The 14,154-nt window shown below is 55.8% G+C and carries 19 protein-coding genes; all 19 read right to left on the bottom strand.

What is annotated here, in order from left to right:
• Positions 1-131 precede the first annotated feature (131 nt).
• Positions 132-575, bottom strand: coding sequence for a nucleoside-diphosphate kinase (gene ndk / locus OCY70_RS14305; protein WP_213426283.1), 444 nt, complete (start codon positions 573-575; stop codon positions 132-134).
• 92 nt (positions 576-667) lie between these two features.
• The gene (locus OCY70_RS14300; RefSeq protein ID WP_213426282.1) at positions 668-1,642 is read right to left on the bottom strand and encodes a polyprenyl synthetase family protein; all 975 of its coding nucleotides are present in this window, start codon (positions 1,640-1,642) and stop codon (positions 668-670) included.
• Positions 1,643-1,650: 8 nt separating this feature from the next.
• A complete protein-coding gene (locus OCY70_RS14295; RefSeq protein WP_213426281.1) occupies positions 1,651-2,520 on the bottom strand; it encodes a menaquinone biosynthesis protein in 870 nt (289 codons plus the stop codon).
• The gene (locus OCY70_RS14290; RefSeq protein WP_213426280.1) at positions 2,492-3,121 is read right to left on the bottom strand and encodes a UbiX family flavin prenyltransferase; all 630 of its coding nucleotides are present in this window, start codon (positions 3,119-3,121) and stop codon (positions 2,492-2,494) included. The genes OCY70_RS14295 and OCY70_RS14290 overlap by 29 nt, the downstream gene beginning before the upstream one ends.
• Complete coding sequence (locus tag OCY70_RS14285) at positions 3,118-3,990, bottom strand: UbiA-like polyprenyltransferase (RefSeq protein WP_213426279.1); 873 nt, start codon at positions 3,988-3,990, stop codon at positions 3,118-3,120. The genes OCY70_RS14290 and OCY70_RS14285 overlap by 4 nt, the downstream gene beginning before the upstream one ends.
• Entirely contained in the window at positions 3,983-4,720 is a 738-nt protein-coding gene (locus OCY70_RS14280) for a demethylmenaquinone methyltransferase (protein WP_213426314.1), read from the bottom strand. The genes OCY70_RS14285 and OCY70_RS14280 overlap by 8 nt, the downstream gene beginning before the upstream one ends.
• A gap of 38 nt (positions 4,721-4,758) precedes the next feature.
• Positions 4,759-5,628, bottom strand: coding sequence for a heptaprenyl diphosphate synthase component 1 (locus OCY70_RS14275; protein WP_213426278.1), 870 nt, complete (start codon positions 5,626-5,628; stop codon positions 4,759-4,761).
• Between the two features lie 124 nt (positions 5,629-5,752).
• Positions 5,753-6,298, bottom strand: coding sequence for an ATPase (locus OCY70_RS14270; protein ID WP_213426277.1), 546 nt, complete (start codon positions 6,296-6,298; stop codon positions 5,753-5,755).
• Positions 6,299-6,499: 201 nt separating this feature from the next.
• Complete coding sequence (gene mtrB, locus OCY70_RS14265; RefSeq protein WP_168181472.1) at positions 6,500-6,721, bottom strand: trp RNA-binding attenuation protein MtrB; 222 nt, start codon at positions 6,719-6,721, stop codon at positions 6,500-6,502.
• Positions 6,722-6,890: 169 nt separating this feature from the next.
• Entirely contained in the window at positions 6,891-7,163 is a 273-nt protein-coding gene (locus OCY70_RS14260) for an HU family DNA-binding protein (protein WP_006678894.1), read from the bottom strand.
• 278 nt (positions 7,164-7,441) lie between these two features.
• Entirely contained in the window at positions 7,442-8,920 is a 1,479-nt protein-coding gene (spoIVA, locus tag OCY70_RS14255; RefSeq protein ID WP_213426276.1) for a stage IV sporulation protein A, read from the bottom strand.
• A 365-nt stretch (positions 8,921-9,285) separates the two neighbouring features.
• Positions 9,286-10,020 carry a hypothetical protein gene (locus tag OCY70_RS14250; RefSeq protein ID WP_261944909.1) on the bottom strand — a complete coding sequence of 245 codons (735 nt, stop codon included), beginning with the start codon at positions 10,018-10,020 and terminating at the stop codon, positions 9,286-9,288.
• Between the two features lie 279 nt (positions 10,021-10,299).
• Entirely contained in the window at positions 10,300-10,656 is a 357-nt protein-coding gene (locus OCY70_RS14245) for a 2Fe-2S iron-sulfur cluster-binding protein (protein ID WP_213426274.1), read from the bottom strand.
• A 53-nt stretch (positions 10,657-10,709) separates the two neighbouring features.
• Positions 10,710-11,471, bottom strand: coding sequence for a hypothetical protein (locus OCY70_RS14240; RefSeq protein WP_213426273.1), 762 nt, complete (start codon positions 11,469-11,471; stop codon positions 10,710-10,712).
• The gene (locus tag OCY70_RS14235) at positions 11,468-11,770 is read right to left on the bottom strand and encodes a 2Fe-2S iron-sulfur cluster-binding protein (protein ID WP_213426272.1); all 303 of its coding nucleotides are present in this window, start codon (positions 11,768-11,770) and stop codon (positions 11,468-11,470) included. The genes OCY70_RS14240 and OCY70_RS14235 overlap by 4 nt, the downstream gene beginning before the upstream one ends.
• Before the next feature lie 34 nt (positions 11,771-11,804).
• Complete coding sequence (locus tag OCY70_RS14230; protein ID WP_087441947.1) at positions 11,805-11,984, bottom strand: DUF2768 family protein; 180 nt, start codon at positions 11,982-11,984, stop codon at positions 11,805-11,807.
• 174 nt (positions 11,985-12,158) lie between these two features.
• Positions 12,159-12,437, bottom strand: coding sequence for a stage VI sporulation protein F (locus OCY70_RS14225; RefSeq protein ID WP_213426271.1), 279 nt, complete (start codon positions 12,435-12,437; stop codon positions 12,159-12,161).
• Between the two features lie 95 nt (positions 12,438-12,532).
• Positions 12,533-13,558 (bottom strand): NAD(P)H-dependent glycerol-3-phosphate dehydrogenase, encoded by a 1,026-nt coding sequence (locus OCY70_RS14220; RefSeq protein WP_213426270.1) that lies wholly within the window; start codon positions 13,556-13,558, stop codon positions 12,533-12,535.
• Complete coding sequence (plsY, locus tag OCY70_RS14215) at positions 13,548-14,150, bottom strand: glycerol-3-phosphate 1-O-acyltransferase PlsY (RefSeq protein ID WP_373871408.1); 603 nt, start codon at positions 14,148-14,150, stop codon at positions 13,548-13,550. The genes OCY70_RS14220 and plsY overlap by 11 nt, the downstream gene beginning before the upstream one ends.
• Between the last annotated feature and the right edge of the window lie 4 nt (positions 14,151-14,154).

Genomic DNA, 14,154 nt, shown 5'->3' with positions numbered 1-14,154 from the left:
TCAACACAGCAAAGAACACGGCTGAACAGTTTCCTATTCGCCGTGTTCCGATGTTTTTCCTGCTTTATGTAAGCTCTTTCAATAATAATTAGGCCAGTCATGCAGGAGTACCTTCAAATTGCAGGCTATGATCAGATCCAGCTCTCTACCGCCCGATCATAGCTGATAATGTCGCTGTCGGCGAACAGATTCGCGATTTCTCTGGCAGCGCTTTCTTGCGAATCGGAACCGTGCACCAGATTGAGCGGGGTGTGGGACGCATAGTCGCCGCGAATCGTTCCCGGCTGCGCCTCTCCTACCTTCGTCTTGCCAATCATCAAGCGCGACAAGCTGATAATCTCATCACCTTCCCAGATCATGGCGAACACGGGACCGGAAGTAATGAAATCAACCAATTCGCCAAAAAACGGCTTTTCTGCATGCTCTGCATAATGGCGTTCGGCTTGTTCGCGCGTAATCGTCATTAATTTCCCGGATACAAGCTTCCATCCTTTGCGTTCAAAGCGGCTTACGATTTCCCCGATGAGTCCTCTTTGCACGCCGTCAGGTTTGACCATGATGAATGTGCGTTCCATAGGTTCACTCCTCAATATATTGTGAAAGTAGTCCAGCGAACCAAGTATACCAAATATTTCATCATTTCGCACCTTGACTTTTTATATCCGGATTAATGGGATCGATTGGCAATAAAATAGGCGATATCCCGCAGGTTTTTGCGCGCGCGGATATCAGGCAGCTGCTCCAAGGCATGAATCGCTTTGTTGATGTAGCGTTCAGCGAGCTGTTCCGCGCGCCGGATCCCCGAGCTCTCCCGTATCATATGTAAGATTGAAGACACATCCGTATTTCCGTTCATGCACCGGATTCGTTCAATGTCCCGCAGCAACGCCTGCCGCCGTCCGGTCTCCTCCAATGCGTAAATGACAGGCAGCGTCAAATTGCCCTGCCGGATGTCATTGCCCGGAGGCTTGCCCAATTGCGCTTCGGTGCCGGTCAAATCAAGCACGTCGTCGCGAATCTGGAACGCCATCCCGACATTGTAGCCAAACCGGTATAACTGGCGCCCGATGGCGGCCGAAGCCCCGGAAGCGATAGCTCCCAATTGGCAGCTGATCGCGATCAGAAGCGCGGTCTTGCGGCGGATTCGCAGCAGGTACTGCCGCTCGGATTGGGACGTATTGAAGAAATCCCGAATCTGCTCCATCTCCCCGATGCACATTTGAACCATCGCTTTCGACAGGATGCGGTGAATTTGCGGGTCCTGCAGCTCGGTAGCCAGCACCAGGGCCTGCCCATAGATATAGTCTCCGGTATACATGGCAACCCGGTTGTCCCATTTGGCTTTGACGGTGAGCTGTCCCCGCCGCGTATCGGCATCGTCGATGACGTCGTCGTGAACGAGCGAAGCCATATGAATCAGTTCCAGAGGGACGGCTACGTATTTGAGTCTCTCCAGATCATAGGTCCCGAATTTGCCGGCCAACAGAACGAAGACCGGGCGAATGCGCTTGCCCCCTGCCTTGAGCAGCTGCAGCGAAGCGTCATTCAGCGTCCGGAGATCGTTTGCGATCGATCGTTCCAGTTGCTCCTCGATATACGATACATCCTGCTTCATTGTCGCGTAAATGTCCCACAATTTCATGCCTTCACCTAACCAACCGTATTTTCCGACCAGAGTTCAAGCCGAACTTCATGATCAATAAGCCCTAACTCGTACGCGTATTGGAAATAGCGTTGAAGCCCTTCCTGCTGCGGACGATCGAAATCGTAATTCAAATTGGTAAAATAATTCATCCAGTAGTCGACCGTACCGCCGATCGTGCGTACGGCCTCCTGCGCCAGCGGGCGCGGATCGAGCAGGCTCTTCCGCTTGCTGGCTTCGAACGCCTCCATAATGATCTTGATATCGTCGCCATGCTGGCGGATGACGTCCCGGTTGACCGCCCATACGGCGAAGGTCATCCAATGCCCGGTCCATTGGCGCCACAGCTCGCCGAGATCGATCACTTCATATCCGGGGTTATTCCAAGAGGCCCGGATGGCGTGATCGCCGATCAGAACGGCGCCGTCCGCTTCAGCCATCATCGCGTCCAGATCCGGATCCATCGGAATGTATTCCGGGCGGGCATGGTAGAACTTCGCGGCGATAATTTTGAACAGATTGGTCGACGTGGCCGACGTTGTCGTCAACGCGATCTTGCCCCGGAGCGCTTCCTCCAGCGGCTTTTTCAAAAAGAGAAAAATGGAATTGACCCGGCCGTACGCGCTCACCGACAAATTCGGGAACAGCGTATATTGCTCGGAGGAAATGCCGTAAGCAAACGCCGAAATCGGACCCATATCAATTCGGCCTTCGCGCATCGCTTGATTCAGCCCGGCAGGGACGGCCGGGATCATGTCCAATACAGCCCGGGTATTCTTCGGCTGAAAATGATAAAAGATCGGCCATACGTTCGTATAGTCGATGCGGCCGATGCGAATATGGGACGGGTTATTGTTCGTGTCTTGCTGCAGTACCATCAGGTTCCCCCCACCTTCTAAACAATTGATGCTCGATATCGAGCGTGTCCAGCACCTTTCCGACCAGGAAGTTCACGATGTCGTCCAACGTCTTCGGATGATAATAGAACGCCGGCATCGCAGGCACGATGCGCACGCCCATACGAGCGAGCTTGAGCATATTTTCCAGATGGATCGCATGCATCGGCGTCTCGCGCGGCACGACGATGAGCGGGCGCCCTTCCTTCATCATCACGTCGGCAGCCCGTCCCATCAGGTTATCCGAGGAGCCGTGAGCCAAGGATGACAGCGTCCCCATGGAACAAGGCATGATGATCATGCCTTGGACACGGTAGGAGCCGCTGGCGATGCTGGCCCCGATATCCTGGATCGGATGGTACACGATGCGGCCGGCTTGTTCACCGAACGCCCTCTCGATGGCCTCCTGGCGCCGGGTGACTTCCCAACCCAGCTCTTCCTTGAGCACCCGCCACCCGGCATCCGAGACGAGCAAATGCACGATGCAGCCGGCTTGCAGCAGGCATTCCGCGAGCCGGATGCCGTAGATCGCTCCGCTCGCCCCGGTAATGCCTACGACATAACGTTTGTTCTCCGCTGTCATGGGCCCAGCACCACCAAATCCAGCAAAGTGAAGGCGAATACGACAATGCTCAAAATGCCGTTCAGCGTGAAGAATGCGGTGTTCGTCCGGCTCAGATCATACGGCTTGACCAGCATATGCTCATAAATGAGCAAGCCGGAAGCGATGATCGTGCCGATAATATACCACCAGCTCAATTGCGTGAGGAACAGCAGAAGCACGAAGCCAATCGCGGTCACAATGTGAAACCCGCGCGCTATCCACAATGCCTTCGCGATGCCGAACCGGACGGGAATCGATTTCAAGCCTTCCCTGCGATCGAATTCGTAATCCTGGCAAGCATAAATGACATCAAAGCCCGTCGTCCAGCAAGCCACCGTCAAATAAAAAATAATAGAAGTCCAGTTCACCTCATTCGTGACCGCAACCCAGCCCCCTAGCGGAGCCAGCGCGATCGTCAATCCAAGAATAAAGTGGCACAGCCATGTAAACCGCTTCGTGAATGAATAAAAGACAAGCATAAAGACCGCAATAGGCAATAAATAAACAGCCAGCGGCTGCAAATTGGCGGCTGCCCAGAACAGCAGTCCGAACGATACGGCCGTGAATATGATCACTTCTCCCGCCTTGAGCAGGCCGGCCGGAATGGCGCGGTTGGCCGTGCGCGGATTTTTGGCGTCGATGGCGGCATCAATGAGCCGGTTCAAGGCCATCGCCGCGCTTCGCGCTCCGACCATCGCCATCAGAATCCATCCCCATTCGGCCAGCGTAGGGAAGCGGTTATCCATGACCATGGAGCCGAGGATGGCGCCCATGAACGCAAACGGAAGCGCGAATAATGTATGTTCGATTTTTATCATTTCCAGGAAAATACGCACTTTTTTAAACATGTCCATTCCCCTTCGTGCCGATGTGCAGCGCGGCAATTCCTCCAGTCAGCGCCTTCGCTTCCACCTGCTCCAGGCCGGCGGCGCGGAACATGTCGGCCAGTTCCTGGCTGCCAGGGAACGCAGCCAAGGATTCCGGCAGCCATTTGTACTGCTCGTAGCGCTTGGCAATCCATTTCCCCAGCATCGGAAGCAGCCGTTCGAAATAAAAATAGTACAGGCCTTTGAACGGCTGCCAGGTCGGCTTGCTCAGCTCCAGGCAGACGACCCGCCCCCCGGGCTTGACCACTCTCCGCATCTCCCGAATCACTTGATCATAGTCGGGGACATTGCGGAGCCCGAAGCCGATCGTCACATAATCGAAGCTGTTATCCGGGAACGGGAGATCCATCGCATTGCCCTCGACAAGCCGGATCTGATCCTGCAAGCCCAATTTTTCTATCTTGCGCTGCCCGACGGAAAGCATCTTCGGACTGAAGTCCAGACCGATCATCTGTCCCGTGCGGCTTGCCTGCGCGAGCTGGATCGTCCAGTCGCATGTCCCGCAGCACAAGTCGAGCGCGGTCTCCCCGGGCAGAACATTCATCCGGCGCATCGTATAATTCCGCCACGCTTTATGGCGCCGGAAGCTCATAATATCGTTCATGACATCGTATTTATGAGCAATGTTCTCGAACACATCATGCACATATTTTTCCTTGGACTTCCCCGTCTTTGGCGAGTGAGTCTCCATGTTATGCGTCACCTTGCCCTTCACCTCAATCCGGTATGTTAACTGCGTTGAGCCGCAGCATTGGCCGGAGAAGACGGCAGCACGAGCGGGCTCAGCAATTGGACGACCCGTCCTGTCGTTACGGCGTCCAGCGACATCGCGGACGTAATGGTCTGCAGCTTGTCCTGAATGACCCGAATCTGGTACGCCAACTGCTGTCTCACTTCATACTTCGCCATCATCGCGCTCCAGAACGCGCTGTCGTAGGCGCGCTGCTTCATCTTCCTTCTCTCTTCTTCCGTGCCTTGCTGCCATACATGCCAATAAGACCAACTGCCTTCGAAGCGCTGGAACTGCTCGGAGCGTTCCTCTTCCTGCTTCATCACTTCCAGTTCGGCTACTTGGTCGAGAAGCTGCTCCCATAAACCTACGTCCTGGGCAGCCATACGATGGTTGAAAGACTGGAACAGCGTCTTGCGCAGCGACACGCACGCGCGCAAATATTCCTCCGCCGTCATCGCCCACTGCTTCATCTTCTCGAGCGTGGCCACCTTGAGCTGATTGACGGCGCAGACCGCCTGGCTCAGCGCACGGATCGCATCGATCTGTCCCGCATGGGCGAGCAGATGATAGAAGCGGCTGCTGAAATAATCGCCCGCCAGCACCTTAAGCTGACGGGAACGCAGATTGCGATCGCTCTCATCTTTGGTCGCCATTTCAATCATGTCGTGGGTGTCAAGGCCCACTTGCACGAGCGAAGTCACCAGCGCAATCAGCTCGCTGTGCTCCGCACCCTTCTTGCTGCGGTTTAAAAAGGCGAACATCAGCTCCACCCGCGTGTGTGGGAACGCAGGCAGGTCAGTGTACGCCTGTATCATGTCATGTTCTACGTACCGTTTTGCCAATTGCGAAATGTGGTTTACTTCCATTATGAGTCCTCCGACAATAAGCGGGTAGTCATCCTGGCGGGATGTCGCAATCTAAATCATTATATCATAGGTTCCATATGAACGGGCATATTTTCTTGCTGCCCCATCGGGCCAGACATGCCTTCTATCTGTCTCCGGGAAAAGTCCGATCCCAAAGCGGCGTATAAATAAAGCGAAGCGCCTGCTCCGTATCGGGCGTGACAACGCCCTCGCGGATAGCCTTCATCCGTTCCGGCGTCGCTTCCTGCTTGCGCGCGTCCAGCGACAGCAGAACATAATTTTTCTTCAAGCGCTCGTCCTGTATGACGATCCGCAGCAGCAGCCGGTTCACGTTGTCCGTTCGGCTGAAGCTGTGCTGCAGCATCTCGTATATATCATGATAGATCGCATCCGGCCTCGCGATGGTGGAGGCGACCTTCATGTCAATCGTCAGCCCGTCTCCGTTCCATGCGGCCCGGCTCAGTCTGAGCTGCAGCGGAATATCCGATAAATAGTCGACCAGCCGCGCATCGGTGACGGAGACCGTCTGCGGCGATGCCGTTACGGCGGCCGCCTCCTGCGGCTTGTTCCCGTCCGCGCGGTGCGCGGAAAGCCAGCCAAGCCCCGCCGTCAGCAGGATGGTCGCCATCGCTGTCAGCATAGCCGGCCGCCATCGTTGAACCCGGTTCATTATACCCGCTCCCCTACTGTACATGGTGAAGACATCCGCTGTGAACCCCTATTTCCAGTCTCGACCCATAAGAGGATGTCCATACCTCATCATACAGTGAAAGTGTGCGGGGTATGACTGCAATTCCGACGCAGATCAGCCGCGGCAGCCTTGCCGGGCGCCGCAAAAAAACCGCCCCGCAGCATGGCGGAGCAGCTCGCCCTAATCCGTATCGGTATGCACCTCGCCGTGCTTCGTCAGGATGACGGCCTTGCCGCGCACCTTGACCGCAGACGTATGTTCGGTGAACTGCGCAATCAGCACTTCATTCTTGTCCAGCTTCTCGATATGATGGAAGCGGGTATCTTGGCCCCGTGTCAGTCCGAATACTTGAACGCCTTGATCCTTCGCCTTGATCACGATATAGTCGGTCTGGTTCTCCAACAGAACTCCCTCCTCTTCTCTCGCTATTATAACACGGTTGCGCCGCTTGCCCATAGCCCGTCTCGATTCGATGGATACGTCTTCCCGGACAAGAGAAAACCGCGACGGAATCCCGTCGCGGCTTCACTGAGCTCGCGTTCCCCATGGTCACTAGAGTATGTAAGTTCACTTATTTGATGCCGTCTTTAAGTGCTTTACCCGGTTTGAACGCAGGGATCTTGCTCGCAGGAATTTCGATTTCTTCACCCGTTTGCGGGTTCCGTCCTTTGCGGGCGGAGCGCTCGCGCACTTCGAAGTTGCCGAAGCCTACCAATTGGACCTTATCACCGTTCTGCAGTGCGTTGGAAATCGCTTCGAAGACGGCGTCTACCACTTTCGTCACGTCTTTCTTGGACAATTCCGTGGACTCTGCAACCTCGGTAATCAATTCGGATTTGTTCATTCTCAATTCACCTCCCGATGAAATATGTCCTGTTATCCCTTTTTTTCACTGTTTCCTATGAAAATATACATCATCAACCCTAAAAACGTCAGATACAGCTTGGCTCTGCCGTCTTTCATGGTCGAGGAACAAATTTATAGTAATATACCGCTATCGCAAATGCAAGGGGGTAAAATCGGCGCTGCGCCGCGAAATAAACAAAAATAGCCCAATCCGCCCCCTGTTCCCGAGAGAACAAGGAGCGCCTGAGCTACTCCGTATCCGGTATGAATGTTCCGTCACAGGATGATGGCTATCAGGCCGCCCGATCCTTCGTTGATGATCCGGCCCAGCGTCTCCTGCAGCTTGTAGCGGGCATTGTCCGGCATCATCGCGATCTTGCCCTGGATGCCTTCCCTGACGATGGAGTGGAGGGAACGGCCAAAGATATCGGATTCCCAGATCTTCGTCGGATCGTTCTCGAAGTCCTGCATCAGATAGCGCATCAATTCCTCGCTCTGCTTCTCCGTGCCGATAATCGGCGCGAATTCGGATTCCACATCGACCCGGATCATATGAATGGACGGGGCCGTCGCCTTCAACCGCACCCCGAAGCGCGATCCTTGGCGGATAAGCTCCGGCTCGTCAAGAGCCATCTCGGTTAAGGTCGGAGCCGCGATGCCGTACCCCGTCGTCTTCACCATCTCCAGCGCATCGGCGAACCGGTCATATTCCCGCTTCGCATGAGAGAATTCCTGCATCAGTTGGAGCAAATGATCCTTGCCCCGTATCTCAACGCCGACGACCTCCATCAAAATCTGATCATACAGCTCATCCGGCGCGTACAAGTCGATTTCGGCAACGCCTTGCCCCATATCCATCCCGCTAAGTCCGGCGCGGGCGATGAACTCATAGTCCATGAATTGCTGCACGACGCGGTCGACATCGCGCAGACGGCGGATATCCTTGACGGTATCGCGAACCGAGCTCTCATAGCTGGTGCGCAGCCAATGGTTGTCATGGAGCACCATGACCCAGCTCGGCAGATTGACATTGACTTCATGAACCGGGAATTCGTACAGCACTTCCCGCAGCACGCCCATCACGTCATCTTCGCTCATCGTCGCGACGCTGAGAGCCATCACCGGAATGTCGTATTTCTCCTGCAATTCGTTGCGCAGCGCTATGGTTTCTTCACTCTTCGGACGCGTCGAGTTGATGACGAGCACGAACGGCTTCCCGACTTCCTTCAGCTCGTTGATGACCCGTTCTTCGGAATCGACATACGAATAACGCGGAATCTCGGCAATCGAGCCGTCGGTCGTGACGACGACGCCGAGGGTGGAATGCTCCTGAATGACCTTCCGCGTGCCGATCTCCGCCGCTTCCTGGAACGGGATCGGATCCTCGAACCAAGGCGTATTGATCATCCTCGGCCCGTTCTCGTCTTCATAGCCTTTTGCGCCTTCCACGGCGTAACCGACGCAATCCACCAGGCGGACGTTCACTTCCAGTCCTTCCGCCACCTTAATCTGAACCGCATTGTTCGGCACGAACTTTGGCTCCGTCGTCATAATCGTCTTGCCCGCAGCGCTCTGCGGCAGTTCGTCGACGGCGCGAATGCGGTCGGATTCATTTGTAATATTTGGAAGAACGACCGTCTCCATGAAGCGTTTGATAAAAGTCGATTTCCCCGTGCGGACCGCACCGACGACCCCGAGGTAAATATCCCCGCCGGTACGCTCGGCAATGTCCTTAAAGATGTCCACTTTTTCCAATGATATCCCCTCCTCAAAATGTTCCGACGGACAAGAGGCTTTCGTCCGCCTCTCGTCCTTCTGAAACGATTGGCACCGTTGCTAGGATTGAGCTGTTGCCGTTGTCGCCAGTGTTCTCCGCCGAGACTTCACGTTGTACAAGGGCATTGCGACGCAACTCGTACATGTTTTTGGACTAGTACCATCTTATTTCGCGCCTATCGCAAATATGCCCCCTGATAACAACATTTTTCTTCGCCGGGCGCACTCACGCCTTCCAAATCAGTTATATGAAAGTCATAGAAAAGTATGACAACGCAAACAAGACCGTACGGAAAATTTCCATACGGTCTTGCTTTTTGGTCTCGCGCCTGCCGGCGCGTTGATTACTGCTCGGGTTCCGCTTGCGGCCACGGAGCCCCATCCTTCCATATGTACGGGACGGATTTGACCGGGACATAGAATGATTTCTCGGTCAGCAGCGGGCGCAAGTCGGCTCCATCCTCGGCGGGCGGCTTGTCTCCCCCCTCGATGGCCTGCATCAGCTCCATCGCGTAATCGGCATAGACGCGTCCCTGTTCATCCATCATCAGCGGCAACGGTTCTCCGCTGAACGGATTTCTGACGTTCGACGGCTTGAGACCGGCGGCGGCTTCATCAATGCGGTAGAAGCCGGGGTAGGCCTCTTCCTTCGCAGGCAGGCGTCCCTGCTTGCGCTTGTAGGAATCGACGGCACGGGCGGCATCATTCACATATTGCGCCACCGCCAAATCCATGATGCGGACCTTCGGCTCCGTCTCTTCGTCGATGATAAGATAGGCTCCGGCGCCGCCCGCCTCGAACGCGCTGGCCGGCGCGGCGCTCAGCTTGCCGCTGTGCTTCAGCGCCTCGAAGTCAACGCGGAACTTCTCATACCGGGGAACATCCGCTTCGCTGTTCTGTATCGGGAGCAGTCCGGTATCCTTCAAATAGTCATCCACCGCGCTCTGAACGACCAGCACGCCTTCGCGGGCGGACTGCTGATTCTCCTTCCGCAGTTCCTGCGGATACATGCATCCTTGCAGCAGCGCCAGCAATAGAGCGGTTACAGCGACGATGCCGGCTCCTCGTTGTCGGTTCACTCTCTTTCCCTCCAGCCTGTTTCTATTAGTCCGCTTTTGATCACGAAGTAATTCAGGAAGTAACTCGGCATCGAATCTTGCATTCACTCTTGAAAAGCGTATGCTTTCGAAGTATGTTTCCTGCGGAAACATTATAGCTGCTCATGTAGTCTGACCTATACTCCGCTGCTCCTTACAAGTTTTGACAAGCAAAACTCGCCTCGAAAGCATATGCTTCGAGTTCTGACAACCTTCCCGGTGCTGAAAACCGGCCTTATTGAACATTTATTTTGAAGCCTGCTACCACAATGTGTCCTCGCCCCGCTGTTCCTCCAGCTTGCGGCGGACGAGCGCTTTCAACGGATCTTCCGGCACCTCGACCGTGACCCTTCCCGTTCTGCCGCTCAGCCGGACCTGGCACGCCAGGCGAGAGCCCAGCGACTCCTCCATCCCCATCTTCCGCACCTCAGGCGGCGTCGGGGCCGTGACGGCATGCGCATCGCCGGACACATTCACCTTGCACAGGAGGCAGCCCGCTTTGCCGCCGCAGCGCGTGCGCACGGCAACGCCGGCCTGACGGGCGGCCGCCAGTATCGTCGTCGGACGGACGACATCAATCGTTTTCCCGGCCGGCATGAATGTCACGCGCGTTCCCACAGCGCTCCTCCTTCTAGAGGTTGTTCAAAAAGTCCGCTTTTGAACAACCATTTCTAATCTTCCTCCGATGCATGAACGGTCCGGTTCGGGATGATGCCCGCCATCACTTGCGGGCAGAGCGCGCACAGCCGCTCCGCGAAGCGCGAACTGGCCCGGCAGCGGTTCCATACGGCCCGCATCGCCTCGACATGCATGTCCGGCTCCCGCTTCATGACGCGCACGATGGCCTCCGTGCGATCCTCCCGCTCGCGCAGCAGGTTGAAGACCAGCTCATGCGCCAGCGGCATCAGCCGTATGATGTGGCTGCCGAGCGCATGCTCCGGCCCGACGGGCCATAACCCGTCGACAATCACCGTCTCATAGCGGCATTCCGGCGTCGTGATCGTGAAGCTTCCGACCAACTCGGCCGTTATCCGTTCACAACGATAATGGCTTAACAGCGAACGGTAACGGTCGGTGATGCTCCATACCGGCTCATCCGTCGACCAGTCGCCCCAGGCGCGGTGCAGGGAATTCGCCTCCGCTTCATCGGCGTACAGGTCAATGTCGCGCGGCTCGCGGTCGATGTCCACGCCTTGCAGAACCAAGCCGCAGCTTCCGCCCAGCATCCAAGGCAGCGTTCCCGGCGGGCAGGCCTCCGTCAAAAGGCCGATACTCTTCTCTAGCGAATGAGACAATGAATGTTCGTTCATGCGGCGCGCTCCATTTCTTCTGTGAATCTCGACGCGCAGGGAAGGCATGAAGCCCGTCACAACGCGCGCAAATGATGAGCCGCCCGTAATGGCGGACAGCGCCAATCGACGCAGCGGCGTCATCCAAAATACGGCTTATGTATCGCTTCTACCTGGCCATCCTTCACCACCGTCGTCTGACAGGCGAGCCGGTAGCCTTGATGGAATTCTTCCTCCTCCATCCGGGTCCATTCCGCATCGGTGACATCGCCCAGGTTGTCATAGCCGGAGACAATCTGACAACGGCAGCGGCCGCAGGTCCCCCGCGTGCAGGAATAAGACCAGTCCACCTTGGCCTGGATTGCGGCTTCAAGCAGCGTCGTTCCGGCCGGCACCGTCACGGCAGCCTCCCGTTCGCGTCCCCGTACCTTAATGTCTGCCATAACCCGTTGTTCCTCCTGAGTATGCGTATTGTGATTACATAATGGAAATCAGGCCGTACAGCATGCCGGCCAACAACATAATGAATGCGACTAACGATAGAATGCCTTTGACCCAACCCTTGGTTTTCGTCCGGGCGAACATGATTAAAAAGGCGGAAAAAGCCATCAGGCCGATTCCTATAAACGATACCCACATCTTCGTCATACCATCCATAGTCTCTGATTCTCCCATTCCTAACAAACTGCTCCCATTATACCATTCGTATCCGCAGAAGAAAACGAGAGTGGATGATTCTTCTTCGCAAGCCGAAGCTTGTCCGAGCTGATGGCAAAAATAAAGCAGCGCAAGCATCCGCTCACGCTGCCGGCCGGTTGGGGACGGTAACCGTTACTTCTTCATCATCATTTTCATCAACGCTTCCATGTTGTTCGGATTCATGCCGCTCTTCTTCACGGCGCTGACAATGTCATTCATCGTAGATTCCGTCACGGGAAGCTTTGCGACCGAAGCGACCTGCTTGATGAGCTGGCGCAGTTGGGCCTCGCTCTGAAGCGTGGAAGGCTTAACCGATCCGGCAAGCTTTTTGATTTGGTTTTCGGTTATGTTTTTGCCGGCTTTTTTGTTGATCTTGTTCAAGGCTTCCTTCGGGAATTTGTTGTTCGACATATATTCCCTCCTCAAGTCTGTTTACCTACAATGTATGAACAGACTCCATGAGAGGTGAGAGATAAGGCCGGATTTCCGCACTCTGCCTTGAACGATCAGGACCAGACTGCCACTTCTTCGATCTCATGCTTGCGGACGCGGCCCATCAAATATTCTACGGCCGTCTTCGCTTCCCTGCCTTCGAACAGGACGCGGTACAGTTGCTCGGTAATCGGCATCTGCACCTCGTATTGCTCGGAGAGACGGTAAGCGGCCTTCGTCGTGCGAATGCCTTCGACGACCATCCCCATCCGGGACAAGACCTCGTCTACAGCCATGCCTTGCCCGATCATCGAGCCGGCGCGCCAATTGCGGCTGTGCTGGCTTGTGCAAGTGACGACAAGGTCGCCGACGCCGGCCAGGCCCGCAAACGTGAGCGCATTGGCTCCCATCTTCGTTCCGAGCCGCGCTATCTCCGCCAATCCGCGCGTCAGCAAGGCCGCTTTGGCGTTATCGCCGAAGCCGAGCCCATCGGACAGTCCCGCGCCAAGCGCGATTATATTTTTCAACGATCCGGCCAATTCGACGCCAAGCACATCGGGATTCGTATAGACCCGGAAGAAGGTGTCATTCATGAACAGATCCTGGGCCTGCTCGGCCGTCTCCAATCCGGCGGAAGCGACGACGACTGTCGTCGGGCACTTCAGGACTACCTCCTCCGCATGACTCGGCCCCGACAGAACCGCGATTCGCTCCAAGCCGCATTCGAGCTCCGCAGCCAATACTTCCGACATGCGGGCGAGCGATTCGGTCTCGAAGCCTTTGGTCGCATGGACGATAATCATCTCATCCGTAATATACGGCTTCATTCGACCCGCTACTTGACGCATGGCAGAAGAAGGCGCCACGACAACGCATGCCGAGGCCCCCTCCATCGCTTCCTGCATGCTGCATGTCGCCTTCAAGCCGGGGTGAAGCACGACGTCCGGCAAATATTTTCCGTTGCGATGCTTCTCATTAATCTCTTCCGCTTGGTCGCAATGGCGTGTCCATAAATAAACGTCATGCCCATTTTGCGCAAGCACCTCACTGAGTGCCGTCCCCCAGCTTCCGGCGACGAGCACGGCAACTTTAGCGGACACGCGGCACCTCTCCTTTCTTCGAGCCGAGGCGGTTCTCCGTGCCCCGCCACAGCTTCATGATATTGCTTCGGTGACGATAAAAGGCGAACGCGCAAATCAGCAGGCTGCCCCAAAAAATCGGCCAATCATAACGATAAATCAAAATAAAGACCGGTGTCAGCAGCGTAAAAATAAGCGAGCCGAGGGACACATACCGCTTCCAGACTATCGAGGCGATGGCCAGCACGCCTGCCGTGAAGGCGGGCCAAAATGCAAGCATCGCCAGCACGCCAATCGTCGTCGCGATCCCTTTGCCGCCGCGAAAACGGAAGTACACCGGCCAATTATGGCCGGTGATCGCCGCGATGCCGCAACCGACCATCACCCAGGCATTATCGCCCAGCCACCATCCAAGCAGCACGGCAATAATCCCTTTGAGCGCATCCAGCAGCAGCACGCTGATGGCCGGTCCCTTGCCCAGCACGCGCAGTGTATTGGTCGCGCCGGCATTGCCGCTCCCATGCTGGCGGATATCGATTCCGCGCAGCCATTTGGCGAGCAGCAGACTGAAGCTGATTGAACCGATTAAATAACTTGCTGCGATGGCAATCATTGAA

The sequence above is a fragment of the Paenibacillus melissococcoides genome (assembly GCA_944800085.1).
GTDB lineage: Bacteria > Bacillota > Bacilli > Paenibacillales > Paenibacillaceae > Paenibacillus_B > Paenibacillus_B melissococcoides.
The sequence above is the reverse complement of the archived record's forward strand: the minus strand, read 5'-3'. Positions and strand labels throughout refer to the sequence as shown.

Coding starts and splice junctions, on each gene's coding strand:
- OCY70_RS14260 (WP_006678894.1), bottom strand. CDS start 7,163: ATGAACAAATCCGAATTGATTACCGAGGTTGCAGAGTCCACGGAATTG.
- OCY70_RS14230 (WP_087441947.1), bottom strand. CDS start 11,984: ATGGATGGTATGACGAAGATGTGGGTATCGTTTATAGGAATCGGCCTG.
- OCY70_RS14295 (WP_213426281.1), bottom strand. CDS start 2,520: ATGGTACTGCAGCAAGACACGAACAATAACCCGTCCCATATTCGCATC.
- OCY70_RS14280 (WP_213426314.1), bottom strand. CDS start 4,720: ATGGAGACTCACTCGCCAAAGACGGGGAAGTCCAAGGAAAAATATGTG.
- OCY70_RS14235 (WP_213426272.1), bottom strand. CDS start 11,770: ATGGCAGACATTAAGGTACGGGGACGCGAACGGGAGGCTGCCGTGACG.
- OCY70_RS14285 (WP_213426279.1), bottom strand. CDS start 3,990: ATGTTTAAAAAAGTGCGTATTTTCCTGGAAATGATAAAAATCGAACAT.
- OCY70_RS14240 (WP_213426273.1), bottom strand. CDS start 11,471: ATGACGCCGCTGCGTCGATTGGCGCTGTCCGCCATTACGGGCGGCTCA.
- OCY70_RS14300 (WP_213426282.1), bottom strand. CDS start 1,642: ATGAAATTGTGGGACATTTACGCGACAATGAAGCAGGATGTATCGTAT.
- OCY70_RS14275 (WP_213426278.1), bottom strand. CDS start 5,628: ATGGAAGTAAACCACATTTCGCAATTGGCAAAACGGTACGTAGAACAT.
- plsY (WP_373871408.1), bottom strand. CDS start 14,150: ATGATTGCCATCGCAGCAAGTTATTTAATCGGTTCAATCAGCTTCAGT.
- OCY70_RS14290 (WP_213426280.1), bottom strand. CDS start 3,121: ATGACAGCGGAGAACAAACGTTATGTCGTAGGCATTACCGGGGCGAGC.
- ndk (WP_213426283.1), bottom strand. CDS start 575: ATGGAACGCACATTCATCATGGTCAAACCTGACGGCGTGCAAAGAGGA.
- OCY70_RS14270 (WP_213426277.1), bottom strand. CDS start 6,298: ATGAACCGGGTTCAACGATGGCGGCCGGCTATGCTGACAGCGATGGCG.
- OCY70_RS14225 (WP_213426271.1), bottom strand. CDS start 12,437: ATGTCGAACAACAAATTCCCGAAGGAAGCCTTGAACAAGATCAACAAA.